This window comes from Acinetobacter sp. WCHA29 (genome assembly GCF_002165335.1).
Classification (GTDB): Bacteria; Pseudomonadota; Gammaproteobacteria; order Pseudomonadales; family Moraxellaceae; genus Acinetobacter.
This window is the reverse complement of sequence record NZ_NHRQ01000006.1, coordinates 46,577-65,018: the sequence shown is the minus strand read 5'-3', so window position 1 is coordinate 65,018 and position 18,442 is coordinate 46,577. Positions and strand designations below refer to the sequence as shown.

General features: G+C 38.9%; 18 protein-coding genes. 13 read left to right on the top strand and 5 right to left on the bottom strand.

All coding sequences use genetic code 11. The features are described from left to right. Window positions 1-56: 56 nt before the first annotated feature. Genes miaA through tsaE form a run of 3 tightly spaced genes read right to left on the bottom strand, consistent with a single transcriptional unit; the run spans window position 57 to window position 3,414 of the window. A complete protein-coding gene (miaA, locus tag CDG59_RS06380) occupies window positions 57-1,001 on the bottom strand; it encodes a tRNA (adenosine(37)-N6)-dimethylallyltransferase MiaA (RefSeq protein ID WP_087544290.1) in 945 nt (314 codons plus the stop codon). A gap of 6 nt (window positions 1,002-1,007) precedes the next feature. Beyond that, window positions 1,008-2,948 (bottom strand): DNA mismatch repair endonuclease MutL, encoded by a 1,941-nt coding sequence (gene mutL, locus CDG59_RS06375; RefSeq protein ID WP_087544288.1) that lies wholly within the window; start codon window positions 2,946-2,948, stop codon window positions 1,008-1,010. Then, a complete protein-coding gene (gene tsaE / locus CDG59_RS06370; protein ID WP_087544286.1) occupies window positions 2,938-3,414 on the bottom strand; it encodes a tRNA (adenosine(37)-N6)-threonylcarbamoyltransferase complex ATPase subunit type 1 TsaE in 477 nt (158 codons plus the stop codon). The genes mutL and tsaE overlap by 11 nt, the downstream gene beginning before the upstream one ends. 107 nt (window positions 3,415-3,521) lie before the next feature. Here tsaE and CDG59_RS06365 point away from each other — a divergent pair, with 107 nt between their 5' ends. The 4 genes from CDG59_RS06365 (at window position 3,522) to CDG59_RS06350 (ending at window position 6,026) form a co-directional block, all read left to right on the top strand. Then, window positions 3,522-4,154, top strand: coding sequence for a hypothetical protein (locus tag CDG59_RS06365; protein WP_087544284.1), 633 nt, complete (start codon window positions 3,522-3,524; stop codon window positions 4,152-4,154). Next, window positions 4,151-5,059 carry a pseudouridine synthase gene (locus CDG59_RS06360; RefSeq protein ID WP_087544282.1) on the top strand — a complete coding sequence of 303 codons (909 nt, stop codon included), beginning with the start codon at window positions 4,151-4,153 and terminating at the stop codon, window positions 5,057-5,059. The genes CDG59_RS06365 and CDG59_RS06360 overlap by 4 nt, the downstream gene beginning before the upstream one ends. Before the next feature lie 110 nt (window positions 5,060-5,169). Further along, window positions 5,170-5,484, top strand: coding sequence for a type II toxin-antitoxin system RelB/DinJ family antitoxin (locus tag CDG59_RS06355; RefSeq protein ID WP_087544280.1), 315 nt, complete (start codon window positions 5,170-5,172; stop codon window positions 5,482-5,484). A 98-nt stretch (window positions 5,485-5,582) separates the two neighbouring features. Further along, window positions 5,583-6,026 carry a GNAT family N-acetyltransferase gene (locus CDG59_RS06350; protein WP_087536111.1) on the top strand — a complete coding sequence of 148 codons (444 nt, stop codon included), beginning with the start codon at window positions 5,583-5,585 and terminating at the stop codon, window positions 6,024-6,026. On the opposite strand, the gene CDG59_RS06345 is transcribed toward CDG59_RS06350, so the two are convergent. Next, window positions 6,027-6,743, bottom strand: a complete 717-nt coding sequence (locus CDG59_RS06345; RefSeq protein ID WP_087544279.1) for a pseudouridine synthase — start codon at window positions 6,741-6,743, stop codon at window positions 6,027-6,029. It lies immediately after the preceding gene. 246 nt (window positions 6,744-6,989) lie between these two features. Here CDG59_RS06345 and CDG59_RS06340 point away from each other — a divergent pair, with 246 nt between their 5' ends. Both CDG59_RS06340 and CDG59_RS06335 read left to right on the top strand, forming a co-directional pair. After that, window positions 6,990-7,505, top strand: coding sequence for a glycine zipper domain-containing protein (locus CDG59_RS06340; protein ID WP_087544278.1), 516 nt, complete (start codon window positions 6,990-6,992; stop codon window positions 7,503-7,505). Between the two features lie 143 nt (window positions 7,506-7,648). Then, window positions 7,649-8,650 carry an LLM class flavin-dependent oxidoreductase gene (locus CDG59_RS06335; RefSeq protein WP_087544277.1) on the top strand — a complete coding sequence of 334 codons (1,002 nt, stop codon included), beginning with the start codon at window positions 7,649-7,651 and terminating at the stop codon, window positions 8,648-8,650. A gap of 333 nt (window positions 8,651-8,983) precedes the next feature. On the opposite strand, the gene CDG59_RS06330 is transcribed toward CDG59_RS06335, so the two are convergent. Then, window positions 8,984-9,820: a pyruvate, water dikinase regulatory protein gene (locus CDG59_RS06330; RefSeq protein ID WP_004661375.1), complete on the bottom strand. Its 837-nt coding sequence runs from the start codon at window positions 9,818-9,820 to the stop codon at window positions 8,984-8,986. Window positions 9,821-9,978: 158 nt separating this feature from the next. Here CDG59_RS06330 and ppsA point away from each other — a divergent pair, with 158 nt between their 5' ends. The 7 genes from ppsA to cyoE all read left to right on the top strand — a co-directional run bounded on the left by ppsA (window position 9,979) and on the right by cyoE (window position 18,378). Then, window positions 9,979-12,357: a phosphoenolpyruvate synthase gene (gene ppsA, locus CDG59_RS06325; protein WP_004661374.1), complete on the top strand. Its 2,379-nt coding sequence runs from the start codon at window positions 9,979-9,981 to the stop codon at window positions 12,355-12,357. 65 nt (window positions 12,358-12,422) lie between these two features. Next, a complete protein-coding gene (locus CDG59_RS06320) occupies window positions 12,423-13,184 on the top strand; it encodes an RDD family protein (RefSeq protein ID WP_087544276.1) in 762 nt (253 codons plus the stop codon). A gap of 300 nt (window positions 13,185-13,484) precedes the next feature. Then, entirely contained in the window at window positions 13,485-14,540 is a 1,056-nt protein-coding gene (gene cyoA / locus CDG59_RS06315; RefSeq protein WP_087536105.1) for a ubiquinol oxidase subunit II, read from the top strand. 3 nt (window positions 14,541-14,543) lie between these two features. Beyond that, window positions 14,544-16,535 (top strand): cytochrome o ubiquinol oxidase subunit I, encoded by a 1,992-nt coding sequence (gene cyoB, locus CDG59_RS06310; RefSeq protein ID WP_087544275.1) that lies wholly within the window; start codon window positions 14,544-14,546, stop codon window positions 16,533-16,535. Between the two features lie 4 nt (window positions 16,536-16,539). Further along, on the top strand, window positions 16,540-17,160 hold the full coding sequence (cyoC, locus tag CDG59_RS06305) for a cytochrome o ubiquinol oxidase subunit III (protein ID WP_087544273.1): 621 nt from the start codon (window positions 16,540-16,542) through the stop codon (window positions 17,158-17,160). Beyond that, complete coding sequence (locus CDG59_RS06300; protein ID WP_087536102.1) at window positions 17,160-17,489, top strand: cytochrome o ubiquinol oxidase subunit IV; 330 nt, start codon at window positions 17,160-17,162, stop codon at window positions 17,487-17,489. Before cyoC ends, CDG59_RS06300 begins: the two co-directional genes overlap by 1 nt. Before the next feature lie 10 nt (window positions 17,490-17,499). Next, on the top strand, window positions 17,500-18,378 hold the full coding sequence (gene cyoE, locus CDG59_RS06295) for a heme o synthase (RefSeq protein ID WP_087544272.1): 879 nt from the start codon (window positions 17,500-17,502) through the stop codon (window positions 18,376-18,378). Window positions 18,379-18,442: the final 64 nt, after the last annotated feature.

Sequence of the window (18,442 nt, the reverse complement as noted above, 5' to 3'; positions counted from 1 at the left end):
AAACTATCTTTATTTTTCAACTAAAAATTATAAAAAGACAGCCTGCGAATTTTGCTTTATCCAAAGAAGTTTCGCAAGTCTTCTTTCGCCTGCTTTATCGTCACGTAAGTTTTAAAATCGTGTATTTCTTGCAAAGAACGTAACCAAGTGTATTGACGTTTGGCAAGTTGCCGTGTCGCAAATAATGCTTTGTTCTCCATTTCTACTTTATTTTTGAGACTTAGGTCACTTTTTAATAAAAAATCTAAAGCTTGACGATAACCCACAGACCGCATGGATGGTAAATTATCACTTAAATCGTATTTTCTAATTAATTCCTCTACTTCATTTAAAAATCCAATACTCCACATTTTGCTTAAACGTTGCTCAATACGTTGATGTAATTCTACCCGATCTGGCATCAATGCGTAATTATGAAATTTGTAACGATATGGTTGATTTTTAGGCTGTTCTGCCTGTAATTTTGTTATTGGTTCACCTGTAATTCGGTAAACTTCTAATGCCCTAATAATTCTTTGTTTATCTGAAACTTTGAACTTTTGTCCAGCAATTGGATCAACAGAAGCCAATTCATCATAAACAGACTGCCAGCCTTCAAGATCAGCTTTAGCGAGAATTGCATCACGAATACTTTGATCCGCATTCGGTAGATTATTAGCTAATCCTTCAAGTAGCGATTTAAAATATAGCATTGTGCCGCCCACTAAAATTGGTGTTTTGCCACGCGAATGCATGTCATCAATTAATGGGCAAACATCTTCAACAAATTGTGCTGCTGAGTATACGTCCAATGGCGTAATAATATCGATTAAGTGATGCGGGTATTGTTGTTGCTCTTCTTTTGTGGGTTTAGCAGTCCCAATATCCATATCTTTATAAACTAAAGCTGAATCCACAGAAATCAATTCGAAATTACCGCGTTCATAGAGTTCGCATGCCAATGCTGTTTTACCACTTGCGGTAGGCCCCATTAAATTGATGACGGGCAATTGATTTGACATGTAAAACTACTCTCCTCGAGCAAATAATTTATCTAATTGATGCAATGGAAATGCGCGCCAAGTTGGACGCCCATGATTACATTGACTGGCAAATTCAGTTTGTTCCATTTGGCGTAATAAAGCATTCATTTCCGAAAGACTGAGTTGTCGATGTGCTCTTACAGCCCCATGACACGCCATACCAGCAAGAAGCTCATCACGTTTTTGTAATAGGCCTCTGGCTTCATCATTTGGATCAAGATCATTTAATAATTCTGGAATTAAATTACTAAAGTCAGCTTTATGCAAAATGGCAGGCACACCACGCACAATCACTTGATCATCGCCATATTGATCAATTTCCAACCCCAAACGTTCTAATTGTGGTTGTAAATCTTCAACGCGAGTCGCTTGCATACGAGTAATGGAAACAACTTTAGGAATCAGCAGTTGTTGCGAGGTCCAAAATTCAGGTTTATCCCATGCCGACTTCATCTGCTGCAACAAGATACGTTCATGTGCCGCATGCATATCCACAATGATCAGGCCTTCAGTATTTTGCGCCAAAATATAGATGCCATGCAGTTGTGCGATTGCAATTCCCAAAGGAAATTCATCTACACGTGATGGGCCAGGATTATTTCCATCTTCTGTTTCTTCACGTAAAGGCGCTAAATAGCTTTTGAGTGCATTATTTAACTGTGCAGAGCCATTATAACGTGGTTCTTGAGGTGTTGAATTGTACTGTACTGCCTGTGGGCGGCTTTGATTAAACTCAGTGAGTAAATCTGTCGAAACAACAACCTGCTGATTGGCTTGTCGTTCAGGCTCAGCTACTGCTCGATGTAAATTGAATTGTTCTTGGTATTTTGGCTGAGGCTGATAATTAAAATTTTCTGCCTCCGCTTCATCTGTTTTCATCGCTTGTGCTAAATCAGCAGTTGCGGTTTGAAATTGAGACAAGGTTGCTTTGGCATAATGCCGTACAAACTCATGTACTTCACGCTGGTTCAAAAAACGAATTTCATGTTTGGTTGGATGAACATTCACATCAATATTTTCTGGATCAACTTCTAAAAACAATAAATAAGATGAATGTTGATGCCCATGCAAAATTCCTTCATAGGCCATACGTAAAGCGTGTGAAATGGTTTTATCTTTGACAATACGACCATTCACATACACATATTGCATGTCAGCCTGTGCACGTGCGTCGGAAGGATGCCCTAACCAGCCTGACAAACGCATATTGATACTTTCAGCATCGATCCAATAGGCATTTTGAATAAACTGTTGACCTAACAACTGCTGGACACGCTGATAACGTAATTCACCACTATCAGCAATCGGCAAATTTAAACGAATATTATCGTTATGTTCGAGTACAAAACGAATTTCAAAATGAGTCAAAGCCAAACGACGGACTATTTCTTCAATATGACCAAATTCTGTACTTGGTTTTTTTAAAAACTTTCGGCGCGCTGGCACATTGAAAAATAAATCTTGTATACGAATATGTGTACCTTTTTGTGCTGCAACAGCCTGTATTTGTTGATGATCAAATGCTGTTCCATTCACTTCAACCTGATAACCCACGCCTTGTTCATCTTGGCTACTGGTCAACGTCAAACGTGATACTGCAGCAATCGAAGCTAATGCTTCTCCACGAAAGCCTAAACTAACAATTGCATGCAAGTCTTCCGATGTTTTAATTTTACTTGTCGCATGACGCATCACCGCTAATGGTAAATCTTCAGGATGAATTCCATGGCCATTATCAATGATTTCAATCAGGGTCGAACCACCTTGCGCTACCCGAATAATAAGTTCGGTTGCGCCAGCATCGATTGCATTTTCTAATAATTCTTTAACAACTGATGATGGACGTTCAATCACTTCACCGGCAGCAATCTGGTTGGCTAAGGCAGCATCAAGGGTATGAATACGACGAGTTGAATCATGCGCCATTCAATTGTTCCTGCAAAGTTTGAGATAAAGATTCGGATTCACTAGTTAGCGTGACAAACCGAGTCAATTCATCCTCCGATTTTTGAATATCAATGATTACATCAGCTTTTGGTATTTCGTCTCCACCTTTTGACGGCCATTCAAATAAGAATAAAGCATCTGGGGTTTCTAAATAATCACGAATTCCCATCAGTTCTAATTCATAGGGATCATCTAAACGATATAAATCAAAATGGAAAATTTCTTTGCCTTGAATGGTATATGGCTCAACCAAGGTATAAGTTGGACTTTTTACTGAACCTTGATGCCCAAGATTCTGGATAAAGTAACGCGTAAATGTCGTTTTTCCAGCCCCTAAATCACCAATCAAATATATAACGCCTGAATGCACTTGTTGTGAGAGCACTTGCGCAAATTTTTGAGTGTCTTGTTCATGATTTAAAGTAAATTTCACTGAATATGACATGGTAAATAGAATAAAATTGGGATACCCGCTATGATAACATCGCCCTGCGTTAAAGCCTAATGCACCGAAATGAATTGCTTCTTTTTAAAACGTTCAAGAATTTAAATATGACCTTACAAAATAGAGTAAACCCTTGGGGAAAATTGCATAAGCATCCTTCTAAAAAAGCGATGCTGATGGGAAATCGTGGCGGTCGTCTCCATAACTCGAATAAACAGATTATTAAACAATGGGCAACACAGTCATGGATTCATTGTTTAACAACATTCGGTAATATTAAAAGAGAAGTTTTTGGTGACTCTTATTCAGAATTATTTTTTTTAGATGAAGCCACAGCTTTATCTGCAGGACATCGTCCCTGTGGCGAATGCCAAAGAAAACGTTATCAAGAGTTTAAAAAAATCTGGTTAAATATCAACAACGCAGGTATATCAATTTCAGCAAAAGAAATGGATAAACATATCCACCAAGATCGAATTAATGCTGAAAAAATGCAGCATACATTTCAAGCAAATCTTTCAGAACTGCCTATTGGAACTTTTTTTGAATATGCTTCTGAAGCGATTGTAGTTTATAAAGAAAACTGTTATTTGATTTGGTCTTTTGATGGCTATCAAAAGAAAATTGAATTACCTCAAAATCTTATAGTTACTGTATTAACACCTCAAACTTTTGTAAAAATGTTTGACCATGGATATGTCCCAAATTTTCATTCTTCAGCATCACTCAAAATAATATGAATACGGTTGAAAATTTTATCCCTCCAGTGATCAATGGTGTCAGTGCCAGTAAAGTCTTTTTACCTCAAAATATTTCGGCACCTACCATTTTTGAATATCTTTGCCAACACTTCTCGCATATTCAAGCCAGTGAATGGCAGCAGCGCTTTGCTGATCAGTTAATTTATGCGGCTGATGGTGACATCTTAAACATAGAAAGCCACTATACGCCTAATACCCATATTTTTTATTATCGTTTTCTGGCGCATGAAATTCATGTGCCTTTTCTGCATGAGATTTTATACGAAAATGAACATTTACTCGTGGTTGATAAACCCCACTTTCTTACTATGACTCCAACTGGGCAATATGTTCAGGAAACATTATTAGTACGTTTAAAAAAGCAAACTGGATATGAGGATCTAACCCCGATTCATCGACTGGATCGCGAAACAGCGGGCATCGTTTTATTCTGTAAAAAACCAGAACTTCGAGGAATATACCAACAACTTTTTGCAGATCGAAAAGTGCAAAAAATCTATCACGCGATTGCAGCTTATCGAGCTGAATTACATTTCCCACAAATATTACAGCTCCATTTAGAAAAAGGTCAGCCGTTTTACACGATGCAAAATAATTCTGAAAAACCTCAGAATTCTGAAACTTTGATAGCGCTTTTGGAACACAATCAACATTACGCAAAATATCAGCTTAAACCCAAGACGGGTAAACAACATCAATTGCGTGTGCACCTTAATTACTTAGGCATTCCAATTTTAAATGATCCGTTTTATCCAGTTGTCGCACATAAAGCCGATGATGACTTTGAAAAACCGCTCCAGTTGTTAGCAAAAGAGATTTATTTTATCGATCCCATTTTAAATCAAGAAATGCATTTTAATTCTAAATTTGAACTGACATTGTAAATACAACGTAATGACAAAATTGCTATTTTTTTCACTTCAGAAATATTGAAATTACATTGCAATGGTTTAGAATACATGACGATAACTAAAAATATTTGGTCATATCTTTCATGCGAAAAACAGAAGTTTATCAGGTTCGACTTGATTCTCAGGAAAAAAAGCAGGCATTTGCCGTTTTTAAGCAGTTAGGTATATCCCCTGCCCAAGCTGTTCGTCTTTTCTTTAAACAAGTTGTGTTGACGAAATCAATTCCTTTTGCGATTGAAAATCAAAACATTAATATGGAACAGTTACTCAAGCTCCGTAAATCTAAAAATGCAGCAATAAATGATCCTTCAACTGCTATAGATTTGCATGTTGAAGACGATCATGAAGATCTATTTGAAGAATTGAATGCACTGTTAGGTGAAAGTGACAAAACTTAACAATGTTGCATTTATAAACAAGTTTTTATTTTTTAAGCTTAAATTTTTTCGTTATTCTGATAGTCCAAATAAAATTATAAATGCAAGGATGGACAGGAATGATTGTTAAACGAGCAACAAAAGAAGATCTTCACCAACTTGCTGTCTTGTTTGATGAATACCGTCAATTCTATGGTACATCATCCAATATTGAACAATCCTATCAATTTCTAAAACATCGTTTCGAAAATAAAGATAGTGTCATTTTCATTCACGTTAAAGATGATGTGCTCACAGGCTTTGTTTTACTGTACCTTGCTTTTTCATCTGTTTCTTGCGAAACCTATTATATTTTAGATGATGTTTATGTAACCCCATCTTATCGAAAACAAGGATCGGCTAAGCAATTAATTGACACTGCAATTCTTTTTGCTCGCCATGAAAATGCACAAAGAATTAGTCTCGAAACACAAAAAAATAATTATGAGTCTCGCCGTCTTTATGAACAAATGGGATTTATTCAAGATGATGAATTCAAGACCTTTCACTGTTTTTTAAAATAGTTACTCGATATCTAAAGCAATATTTTGACTTAATTGTTTTTGCGAAGATGTAAGATAAATCCATTCACCTTCTGGTAATTCAGAAAGCTCAAGTAATCCTATTTGTTGGCGATGTAAAAGCTCAACTTTATTTCCGACTGCGGCAAGCATACGTTTAACTTGATGGTAAACACCTTGATGAATTGTCATTGCCAATTGATGTGTGGAAAATAGTTGAAGATTGGTTGCGGCATAAATACCTTTTTCATTCCTTAGCTCAACTCCCTGTTCTAAAGCCATTAATTGCTCAGCTGAAATCGGATCGGCAGTCGTTACATGATAAACTTTTGGCACATGCTTACGCGGATTGGTTAAGGCTTGTAAATATTGACCATCATCAGTCAATAACAATAATCCTGTGGTATCTTGGTCTAGTCTTCCCACGCATTGAATACCTCGATGGATCAAAATTTCAGGTAGTAGGCTAAATACACTTTTATGATGCGTTGCCTGATGTGAACATTCATAGCCCTTCGGTTTATTTAAAACAATGTAGAGATGTTCTCGATATTGGTATTCTTCTCCAAATACTTGAAAACAAAGCTGATCCGTATTTATATTCTGTTTAGGGTTTTCACAAATTTGTCCTTCAATCTGCACAGAACCATTTTTAATTAACTGTTGGCAATACTTTCTTGAACCAAAGCCTTGCGATTGCAAAATTTTTTCCAACAGCATAACTACATCCTCATCTCAAACTCAGTCTATTGTACTCGATTCAGCTAGGCATCGTTGCTTACAGCATACTCATTCTTATTTTTTATAATTTATTCACAATCTGTTCATTTGTAATAGAACATATACAAAACTCTCGCCAAACTCTCTCAATCATCCTATTGCGCTCCATATTTCCACTTAAAAGTCTTGTTACATTTGTCTCAAGCAAAAGAATACTGTCCAAAAGAATGGATAAGGAGTTTCACCATGAAATCGAATATGTGGTTATGTAGCGTCATCTTGGCAACCTCATCAATGATGACTGTTGCACATGCAGATAATACAGCACGTGTTGCAGCAACTTCAGCACTTGGTAGTATTGTTGGTACAGCAGTTGGTAAACAACTTGGCGGTAATACGGGTGCCATGATTGGTTCCGCAATTGGTGGTGCTGGTGGTGCAGCAGCATCAAGCAATAAACGTGATCGCACTGAAGCCGCCATTGGTGGTGGACTAGGCGGTGTTGGTGGTTACACCGTTGGACGTAATGTCGGTGGAACGAGTGGCGGCTATATTGGTGCTGGTTTGGGTGCAGCAGGTGGTGCGGCTTTAGGTCAAAAAGTTGGTCAAGATCGTGAAGAAGACCGCCGCTACGAAAATCGTCGTTCTTACGATGAGCGCCGTTACGACAACCGTCGTTCTTATGATGATCGTAGATACTATAAATCTCGTCATCATTACCGTCATGATAATGGCTATCACCGTGGTTGGTATAAAGATTAATCATCAAATCCTAACACTTTCTCTTTTGGCGCCTTCGGGCGCTTTTTTGTTTTATCCAATTCGCAACAAATATCGACAATATTCGATATACAAAAACAAGCCAATATCGTATTATTTCGATATATGATTTTGAGAGTTAAAAAATGAAGTCACTACAAGAGATCAAATTTTCAATTTTGGAGTTAGCTCCTGTCAGAGACGATAAAAGTATTGAATTTTCACTTCGTCATGCACTAGAAGTTGCTCAACACGCTGAAAAGCTAGGTTATGAACGTTTCTGGTTAGCTGAACATCACAATATGGATGGAATTGCGAGTTCCGCAACGGCAGTTTTACTAGGATTCATCGCAGCAAATACAGACAAAATTCGCTTAGGTTCTGGTGGCATCATGTTACCTAATCACGCACCATTAGTTGTTGCAGAACAATTCGGGACTTTAGCAACACTTTATCCAAATCGTTTTGAACTTGGTTTGGGGCGTGCTCCAGGAACTGATCCAATGACCATGCGTGCATTACGACGCGGGCATCAAGAAACCGAAGATCAATTTCCTCGGGATGTAATGGAAATTTTGCAATATTTTAAAGACCCACAGCCCAACCAGAAAATTATTGCCACCCCAGGTCAAGGCACTCATGTACCTGTCTGGTTGCTAGGCTCAAGTCTGTTTAGCGCACAGCTTGCTGCAAAGTTGGGACTTCCCTATTCTTTTGCATCACATTTCGCTCCACGTATGTTAGGTCAAGCAATCGAAATTTACCGTGAGAATTTTCAAGCATCTGAATATCTTGATAAACCTTATGTGTCAATGGGCGTACCAACAGTCGTTGCGGCAACTGATGAAGAAGCACAATATTTAGCTACCAGTTCTTATCAGCGTATTTTAAACCTGATTCGGGGGCACAGTCTAAAACTCAAACCGCCAACTGAATCAATACAAGGTCTGGCAAGCAGCGCTGAGCAACTCGCCATCCAGAATTTCTATGCAATGGCTCAAATTGGTTCACAGGAAACTGTCAAAACAGGACTGGAAAAAATTGCCGCGCAATATGATGTAGATGAGTTTATCTTCACCTGTGATATTTACGATACACAAAAACGTCTGGAAAACTTTAGCTTGCTCATGGAGCTAAAAAACCAGTAGGCAATCCTATTTTCAAATAAGCATTGCCTCGTTCCGCAATGCTTATTTCACAACGCCCATGTATTGATAGGAGGTATTTTTCTTGCCGTAACTTAGATACTTTCCTTGAGGTTTATAGTTTTTATCCAGCAACATAATATAAATATTATTCTTCAAGCTTTTGTCTGTACGGATGTCATCAAGTGTCTCATCCGAGCTTTCATGTTTTTTACAGTCAAAATCGACCTGAATGGTATCAAGCGGTGCTTTATGAGGTTCCCAATCTTATTTCTTCAAAATAAAAAAATAAAAAAGCGTAGCCCATCCTCTACGCTTCTCATTTAAAGATACTATTTAGCCAATACGACGTTTTAAACCAGTCAACTGTAAAATACGCGTTGAAATTTCTTCAATCGACATTTCAGTGACGTTCAAATACTTAATACCTTCAGAAATATAAATACCCTCTATGGCACGTAATTCCATTTGGCACTGACTAAAACTTGCATAACGACTATTGGCTTTTCGTTCGCTACGAATAGCGACCAATCGCTCAGCATCAATCATTAAACCAAAGAGCTTATTTTTATGTGCTCGTAGCACAGCAGGTAGACGATTATCATCTAAATCTTCTTCAGTTAAGGGATAGTTCGCAACACGAATTCCAAACTGTAATGATAAATAAATCGAGGTTGGTGTTTTCCCAGATCGAGAAACGCCAACTAAAATCAAGTCAGCTTTATCATAATGACGAGTTCGAGCACCATCATCATTGTCTAATGCAAAATGTACTGCATCAATACGAGCCTTATAAGATTCAGAATCTGTTACAGCATGGGTCTGTCCAACTAAAGTTGTTGGTGGTGTACCCAACTCTTGCTCAAGTTTACTAATTAATCCCTCGAAAACATCCAAATTTACGGCTTTAGCTGTATTAATAATTTCACGAACATGTGGGTCTACCAATGTGTCAAAAACAAGTGGTAAACATCCATCTCTTGATTGGCATCCATTGATGTCAACCACCACATTCATTGCAGCTTCTTCAGTGGTAATATAAGGCATAATATGAATATCAAAATCGACATTCGGAAATTGCGCAAGTAGTGAATGTCCAAGGGTTTCTGCGGTAATTGCAGTACCATCCGAAATAAAAAATACACTCCGTTTAATTTGTTTACTTTCGGGCATCAAAATTCTCCTTAAACATTTGTCTTAGTGCTCTATAATCTTTATAGTAAACTCATCTAACATGACTGTCGCTTAGTAAAATACTAAATCTAAGCACATTCGTATAATTTCATACCAATGATGGTCATTCATACTGCAAAAAAAGTGGAGTAAATACTTTGGAAGCGCGCGTAATCGGTCTGGAAAAATTAGGGAAACACGATGTCGAACTCGTAGGTGGGAAAAACTCATCTTTGGGTGAAATGATCAGCCATTTATCCAATGCTGGTGTATCGGTACCTGGTGGTTTTGCAACAACTGCTGCTGCCTATCGTGAGTTCTTGGATCAAAGCGGCTTAAATGCTCGAATTCAGGCTGAACTTGAGCAGCTAAATGTTGATGATGTAAACGCACTTATAGAGACAGGCGCTAAAATCCGTAAATGGATCGTTGATACCCCACTTACTGCTAATTTAGAACAAGAAATTCGTGACGCATTTACAGCACTTTCAAACGGTAATCCAGACATCGCTGTTGCTGTACGCTCTTCTGCGACTGCTGAAGATTTACCTGATGCTTCTTTTGCAGGACAACAAGAAACTTTCTTAAATATTCGCGGAATTGATAACGTTCTTATCGCGATTAAAGAAGTTTTTGCTTCGCTTTATAATGACCGTGCCATCGCGTACCGTGTACACCAAGGTTTTGAACACAGTGTTGTTGCCCTATCTGCGGGTGTACAACGTATGGTTCGTTCAGAGACTGGTGCTGCAGGTGTAATGTTTACGCTTGACACAGAATCTGGTTTCCGTGATGTGGTATTTATTACCGCATCATACGGTCTGGGTGAAATGGTTGTTCAGGGAGCTGTCAACCCTGACGAATTCTATTTGTCAAAACCATTGTTAAATGCAGGTAAACACTCAGTTTTACGCCGCAATCTCGGTTCTAAACACCAAAAAATGATTTATGGTGAAGAAGGCGCTGCAGGTAAATCCGTTGTTGTGGTTGATGTTGAAAAACCAGAGCGTCAACAATTCGCATTAAATGATCATGAATTACATGAACTTGCTAAACAAGCATTGATTATTGAACAACATTACGGCTCGCCAATGGACATCGAATGGGCGAAAGATGGTGATGATGGTCAAATCTACATCGTTCAAGCACGTCCTGAAACTGTTAAAAGCCGTCAAAATGTCGGCACAATGGAACGTTACCTATTAAAACAACGTGGCACTGTCATCTGTGAAGGTCGTTCAATTGGTCAACGTATCGGTTCGGGTAAAGTTCGTGTCGTCACCTCAATTAAAGAAATGGATAAAGTACAAGACGGTGATGTACTTGTATCAGACATGACTGACCCAGATTGGGAGCCAGTCATGAAACGTGCCGCAGCGATTGTGACCAATCGTGGTGGCCGTACTTGTCACGCTGCAATCATTGCACGTGAGTTAGGTGTACCAGCAATCGTGGGTTGTGGTAATGCAACAGAAGTATTAACCGATGGTCAAGAAGTCACTGTTTCATGTGCTGAAGGTGATACAGGCTTTATCTATGAAGGCGCATTAGATTTTGAGGTGCAACGTAACTCAATTCACTCAATGCCAAAACTTCCATTTAAGATTATGATGAATGTTGGTAATCCAGACCGTGCATTCGACTTTGCTCAAATTCCAAATGAAGGGATTGGTCTTGCACGTCTTGAATTCATCATTAACCGTATGATCGGTGTACATCCTAAAGCGCTTCTCAATATTGACAGCCTACCACGTGAAACGCGTGCTGCTGTAATGACACGTACATCAGGTTATTCTTCGCCAATCGAATTCTATGTAGAAAAGTTAGTTGAAGGTATTTCAACACTTGCAGCTGCATTTGCTGAAAAACCAGTCATCGTTCGTATGTCTGACTTTAAGTCAAATGAATATGCAAACTTAATCGGCGGTAAATTATACGAGCCAGAAGAAGAAAACCCGATGTTGGGTTTCCGAGGTGCAAGTCGTTACGTATCTGACAACTTCCGTGACTGTTTTGAGCTTGAGTGCCGTGCTTTGAAGAAAGCCCGTGATGAAATGGGTTTAACCAATATTCAAATCATGATTCCATTCGTGCGTACAGTGTCTGAAGCAAAACGTGTGATTGAGTTGCTTGCTCAAAATGGTTTAAAACGTGGTGAAAATGGCCTCAAAATCATTATGATGTGTGAGCTTCCAACCAATGCTTTATTGGCTGAACAGTTCCTTGAACATTTTGATGGTTTCTCAATTGGTTCAAATGACTTAACACAATTAACACTTGGTCTTGACCGTGATTCTGGTATCGTATCTCATTTATTTGATGAGCGTGATCCAGCGGTTAAAGCCCTTCTTTCTATGGCAATTCATGCATGCCGTAAAGCAGGAAAATACGTTGGTATTTGTGGTCAAGGTCCTTCAGACCACCCTGACCTTGCTAAATGGCTCATGGAACAAGGTATTGAATCTGTGTCACTTAACCCTGACTCAGTGCTTGATACTTGGTTCTTCCTTGCTGAAGAACAAATCAAGAAAGCCTAGTCTTTTTAAAAAAAGGCCCTTTCGTAGGGTCTTTTTTCATCTTTAGTCATTGAGAATTTTTAATTATGCAAATTTACTTGGCTCGTAATAACCAACAAGCTGGACCTTATAGTTTAGACCAACTGAACCAAATGCTTTCTAGCCAACAAGTATTACTTACAGACTTGGTTTGGCACGAAGGTATGAGTGAATGGAAAACTCTTGGCGAACTCACTCAAGGAAAACTTGTCTACGAACCTGTAGGTTATTCATCATTCAATCATCAAATTAACAATCAAACTGAGCAGTCAACTTTTAAAATAAAAGTTGAACAAAAAACATCTGAACTCGCCTCATTTCATTCTCGTGCACTCGCTAAGGTGATTGACTTAACACTTTGGCTGCCGATGGCTGCTATACCATCTTTTTTCTTTAACGAAAGCCAGTACACAGAATTATTTAAAATTCAAAAGCAATTACAAGCAAGCCAAGTCGCTTCAAGTGAAGCAGCTGAGTTGCAGCATCAACTTATGCAGCTTATTCCAAATGAAGCATGGATGAGTATTTTTGTTTATTTGATCCTAATGTTGATACTGCAAGCTTTTTTAATTGCGAAGTCTGGACAAAGCATTGGTAAAAAAATAACCAAAATTAAAATCGTAGATGCTGAAACACATACGGCAATCAATACGATTAGAGCTTTTTGGTTGAGAAGTGCTTTATTTATCATTCTGAATCTATTGTTTATGCCATTTATTACAATTATCGACTATGCTTTCTTTGCATTTAATAAAAATCGCCAAACTTTGCACGATAAATTGGCAAAAACTAAGGTCGTAAAGCAATAATTTTTAATTAACTAAGCAAAAGAGGATTTATTCCTCTTTTTTGCTCTATAAAATTGATATTTATAGAAAAAATACACATTTCAACAACAATTCCTACAAAATAAATCAGGTTTCAAAACAAGTATTTCTGACTGTGTTAGATGTAGCTTAGTTTTTCAATATGAGGCATAATGCCCAACAACGTAGCGGTGTCGCATGATTGCTAAGCATTTCACAAAAAATTCTTATCAATCATGCGACACTTTAATCGCTATCCCATAATTTAAATTAGGGAATGGGACTCTTCACCGAGGTTGTAAAATGAGACAAACGATTTTAGCTGTATTGTCTTTATCAACGATGGCTGCGCTCTTGACAGGGTGTGGCGGTGATATGGTACTACTAAACAATAAAGGTCCAGTAGGTCAAGGTCAAAGTAGCCTGATGATGACTGCGATCTATCTAATGCTATTGGTGGTGATTCCATCAATTATCATGGCATTATGGTTTGGTTGGCAATATCGCGCATCGAATAAAGATGCAGACTATAAACCTACTTGGGCACACTCTACGACAATTGAGATCGTTGTTTGGGGTGTTCCTGTCATTATTATTGGTATTTTAGCTTGGTTAACTTGGTGGGGTTCCCACAAGTACGACCCTTACCGTCCGTTAGAGTCAGATAAAGCGCCTTTAACTGTTCAAGCCATCGCTGAACAATTTAAATGGATTTTTATCTATCCTGAGCAAAACATTGCAACGGTAAACGAAGTACGCTTCCCAGAAAAAACGCCTGTAAGCTTTAAGATTACTTCTAACTTTACGATGAACTCGTTCTTCATCCCACAGTTAGGTGGTCAGATCTATGCAATGGCGGGTATGCAAACTCATCTTCACCTTTTAGCAGATGAACCAGGTGTATTCCGTGGTTTCTCAGCTAACTATTCAGGTTACGGTTTCTCACAAATGCGCTTCAAGGCACATAGTGTAACTGAACCAGAGTTTGCACAATGGGTAGAAGCTGTTAAAGCGGGTAATGGTACAAGTATCAATGCTGAAGCAATTCAAAAAGGTACACTTGACCAAGCTGAATTAGCGACACTTAAAGATGGCGATCGTTCTAAACATCAGATCGAAATTCTTGTAAACCGTGCTAAGGCTGCTGGTGATGAAGAAGCACTTGCTAAAGCTGAAGCTATGAAACCGTTCCCGAACAAGCCACACCCTGTGACTTATTACTCTTCAGTTGAGCCAAAATTGTTTGAAACAATTATCAACCACTACATGAGTAATTATCACGGTGCTGACCACTCTGCTGCTGGACATGCAACAGCAGAAACTCATGCTGCAGCTGAACACGCTGCTCAAGGGGAATAAGACATGGATATGATTTTTGGCAAATTAGGCTGGGATTCTATTCCAACAGAGCCGATTGTACTCGTTACCATGGTCATGATGGCTCTTGGTGGCATTGCAGTTCTAGGCGGTATTACCTATTTCAAAAAATGGGGATACTTATGGAACGAATGGTTCACATCAGTAGACCATAAGAAAATTGGTATCATGTATATCATCGTATCAGTAGTCATGCTTCTGCGTGGTTTCGCCGATGCGATCATGATGCGTTTACAACTTTTCCTCGCTAAAGGCGGTGGTGAAGGTTACTTACATCCAGACCATTACGATCAGATCTTTACAGCACACGGTGTAATCATGATCTTCTTCGTGGCTATGGGTCTCGTTGTAGGTATGATGAACATTTCTGTTCCATTGCAAATCGGTGCTCGTGACGTAGCATTCCCATTATTGAACTCTTTAAGCTTCTGGTTATTTGCGGGTGCTGCTGGTTTGATGATGGCTTCACTTGTTTTAGGTGAATTCGCTGCGACTGGTTGGATGGCATACCCTCCTCTTTCAGGTATCCAATATTCACCAGGTGTAGGTGTTGACTACTACATTTGGGCACTGCAAGTTTCAGGTTTAGGTACGCTTTTATCTGGTGTTAACTTCTTTGTTACCATCATTAAAATGCGCGCACCTGGCATGAAATTAATGGACATGCCTATTTTCACATGGACTTCACTGTGTACGGCTGTATTAATCATTGCATCATTCCCTGTATTAACAGGTACGCTTGCAATGCTTACTTTAGACCGTTACTTCGGTTTCCATTTCTTCACTAATGAGCTTGGCGGTAGCCCAATGCTTTACGTGAACTTGATCTGGACATGGGGTCACCCTGAAGTATATATCTTGGTATTACCAGCATTTGGTTTATACTCAGAAATCGTTGCAACCTTCTCTCGTAAAGCGTTGTTCGGTTACAAGTCTATGGTGTATGCAACTATCGCGATTACTGTACTTGCGTTCGTTGTATGGCTTCACCACTTCTTCACCATGGGTGCTGGTGCGAACGTTAACGCGTTCTTCGGTATCATGACCATGGTTATTGCGATTCCTACAGGTGTGAAAATCTTCTCTTGGTTATTCACGATGTATAAAGGTCGCATCACCTTTACTACTCCAATGTTATGGACGCTTGGCTTCCTAGTAACATTCGGTATTGGTGGTTTAACTGGTGTACTTATGGCTGTTCCGCCTGCGGACTTCCTTGTACACAACTCACTCTTCTTGATCGCTCACTTCCATAACGTAATTATCGGTGGTGTGGTGTTTGGTATGTTTGCTGGCATCATCTTCTACTGGCCGAAAATGTTTGGTTGGAAGCTCAACGAAGCATGGGGTAAAGCTGCGTTCTGGTTCTGGTTCTTCGGTTTCTATTTTGCATTCATGCCACTTTATATCCTTGGTTTCATGGGTATGACTCGTCGTTTGAATACATATGACAACCCAGAATGGGATCCATACTTAGCGATCGCATTATTTGGTGCCGTTCTTGTTGCTATTGGTATTGCATGTTTCTTAATGCAAATCATCGTTGGTTTCTTACAACGTAAAGACAACATGGACTACACAGGCGACCCTTGGGATAGTCGTACACTTGAATGGTCTACGTCATCTCCTGCTCCATTCTATAACTTTGCACATGTACCAGAAGCTAGCGGCGTTGACCGTTTCTGGACTGACAAAGAAAATGGCGTAGCATATGCACGTAACACTAAATATGAAGACATCCACATGCCGACTGATCGTGCTGCTGGTTTTGTCATTGCAATGTTCATTACTGTTCTTGGTTTTGCATTGATCTGGCATATTTGGTGGCTAGTCGTTGTTTCATTCGTTGCTTCAGTTGTTAGCTTGATCGTAAGCTCATTCACTAAGAATGTTGATTACTACGTACCTGCTGCAGAAGTTGAACGTATTGAAAATGAACGCTATGCGTTACTTGAAAAACACTTGAAGAAGGACTAAGGAAATGGCTGAAGTACTTCATCACGACAACCACGGTCATGACGGTCATCACGAGCACGATGACACAGACTTAACGGTCTTTGGTTTCTGGACATACTTGATGAGTGACTTGATTCTTTTCGGATCACTCTTCATTGCGTTCGCTGTATTAAGCAGTCATATTCCGCCTGGTACTCCAAGTGCGAAAGATCTTTTTGGTGATTCTTTAGGTTTTGTATTAACCGAAACTTTTGCCCTCTTGATCTCTTCGGTAACATTCGGATTTGCAGTTCTTGCATCTTATAAAAAGAATGTAAACCAAGTGATTACTTGGTTATTCATTACTTTCTTATTTGGTGCATCGTTTATTGGTATGGAAATCTATGAATTCCATCACCTTGTACATGCTGGCCACGGTCCGACTCATAGTGCATTCTTATCAGCATTCTTTACTTTAGTTGGTACACACGGTATTCACGTAACTTCTGGTTTAGTGTGGATGTTAGTATTGATGTATCAGATCAAAAAGAATGGTTTGACACTACCGAATACACGTCGTCTTGCTTGCTTAAGCTTGTTCTGGCACTTCCTTGACATCGTTTGGATCTGTGTATTCAGCGTCGTTTACTTACTGGGAGTTCTCTAATGAGTGGTCATGACCATAATGCTGCAGGTGCATCACACGGTAACTTTAAGCAATACACTGTTGGGTTTATCCTATCTGTTATCCTCACCATCATCCCATTCGGGATGGTGATGTCGGGCGGATTTAGCCGTGGCATCTTAGTTACTGTTATTGCAATCGCTGCTGTTGCTCAGGTAATCGTACAACTTGTGTATTTCTTACACATGAATACATCATCTGAACAACGCTGGAACCTTATTGCATTTATCTACACAATCTTATGTATTGCTGTACTTCTAGTCGGCTCTGTGTGGATTATGAATTACCTACACTACAACATGATGATCTAAACTGATTGTCATGTGGAAAAAGTATTTATTCCTGACTAAACCAGGAATTCTCTTTGGTAATTTTATTACCACCTTGGGCGGCTTCTTTTTAGCCGCCCAAGGCTCTATAGACTTCCTCTTATTATTAATTACATTACTTGGAACAACTTTTGTGGTTGCTTCTGGTTGTGTAGTCAATAATGTTATTGATCAAGACATCGATCAAAAAATGCAACGCACAATGAATCGTGCTCTTGTTAAGAAAACCATATCTCCTTCTATTGCAATGTTTTATGCTCTTGTATTAGGTGTGATTGGTTTTAGCATGCTCTGGTTCTATGTGAATGCCTATGCATTTTTATTCGCAGTCATTGGTTTTGTCGTCTATGTCGGTTTTTATAGTTTGTGGACAAAACGTACCACGATCCACCAAACCGTGATTGGTAGTATTTCTGGAGCGAGTCCACCTGTTATTGGTTATACGGCTGTAAGTCATCATTTCGATATGGCTGCTCTTCTCATTTTTATTGCATATGCCTTATGGCAAATGCCGCATTCATGGGCAATTGCGATTTATCGTTTTGAAGATTACAAAAACGCAGGTGTGCCTATTTTACCTGTTGCACGTTCTATTCATAGAACTAAAATCGAATCGCTGATCTATGTGATTTTATTCACTATTGCGATGAATGCTTTGTATATATATGGATATACCAATATTATTTTCTTGGTCATCTGTAATGCACTTTGTATTTACTGGTTTTACATTGGTATTTTAGGATTTAAAGCTGAAGATGATCAGCTTTGGGCAAAACGCTTTTTCCTTTTTTCAGTAATCTTAATTACTGTGATCAGTTTGAGCTTTAGCTTTACATTTAAAAGCCCTGCACCCTTCCTCCCTATTTTTTAAAAAGATAGAGACTTCTCTGTCTTTTTATTCCCCACTTCAGTTGTTATCATTTCGTGCAATAAAA

What these genes read in the sequence shown, in the direction of transcription:
- mutL (WP_087544288.1), bottom strand. Translation starts at nt 2,948, where the DNA reads ATGGCGCATGATTCAACTCGTCGTATTCATACCCTTGATGCTGCCTTA.
- CDG59_RS06300 (WP_087536102.1), top strand. Translation starts at nt 17,160, where the DNA reads ATGAGTGGTCATGACCATAATGCTGCAGGTGCATCACACGGTAACTTT.
- cyoE (WP_087544272.1), top strand. Translation starts at nt 17,500, where the DNA reads ATGTGGAAAAAGTATTTATTCCTGACTAAACCAGGAATTCTCTTTGGT.
- cyoA (WP_087536105.1), top strand. Translation starts at nt 13,485, where the DNA reads ATGAGACAAACGATTTTAGCTGTATTGTCTTTATCAACGATGGCTGCG.
- CDG59_RS06320 (WP_087544276.1), top strand. Translation starts at nt 12,423, where the DNA reads ATGCAAATTTACTTGGCTCGTAATAACCAACAAGCTGGACCTTATAGT.
- CDG59_RS06340 (WP_087544278.1), top strand. Translation starts at nt 6,990, where the DNA reads ATGAAATCGAATATGTGGTTATGTAGCGTCATCTTGGCAACCTCATCA.
- CDG59_RS06330 (WP_004661375.1), bottom strand. Translation starts at nt 9,820, where the DNA reads ATGCCCGAAAGTAAACAAATTAAACGGAGTGTATTTTTTATTTCGGAT.
- cyoB (WP_087544275.1), top strand. Translation starts at nt 14,544, where the DNA reads ATGGATATGATTTTTGGCAAATTAGGCTGGGATTCTATTCCAACAGAG.
- tsaE (WP_087544286.1), bottom strand. Translation starts at nt 3,414, where the DNA reads ATGTCATATTCAGTGAAATTTACTTTAAATCATGAACAAGACACTCAA.
- CDG59_RS06355 (WP_087544280.1), top strand. Translation starts at nt 5,170, where the DNA reads ATGCGAAAAACAGAAGTTTATCAGGTTCGACTTGATTCTCAGGAAAAA.
- CDG59_RS06360 (WP_087544282.1), top strand. Translation starts at nt 4,151, where the DNA reads ATGAATACGGTTGAAAATTTTATCCCTCCAGTGATCAATGGTGTCAGT.
- CDG59_RS06335 (WP_087544277.1), top strand. Translation starts at nt 7,649, where the DNA reads ATGAAGTCACTACAAGAGATCAAATTTTCAATTTTGGAGTTAGCTCCT.
- CDG59_RS06350 (WP_087536111.1), top strand. Translation starts at nt 5,583, where the DNA reads ATGATTGTTAAACGAGCAACAAAAGAAGATCTTCACCAACTTGCTGTC.
- CDG59_RS06345 (WP_087544279.1), bottom strand. Translation starts at nt 6,743, where the DNA reads ATGCTGTTGGAAAAAATTTTGCAATCGCAAGGCTTTGGTTCAAGAAAG.
- miaA (WP_087544290.1), bottom strand. Translation starts at nt 1,001, where the DNA reads ATGTCAAATCAATTGCCCGTCATCAATTTAATGGGGCCTACCGCAAGT.
- CDG59_RS06365 (WP_087544284.1), top strand. Translation starts at nt 3,522, where the DNA reads ATGACCTTACAAAATAGAGTAAACCCTTGGGGAAAATTGCATAAGCAT.
- cyoC (WP_087544273.1), top strand. Translation starts at nt 16,540, where the DNA reads ATGGCTGAAGTACTTCATCACGACAACCACGGTCATGACGGTCATCAC.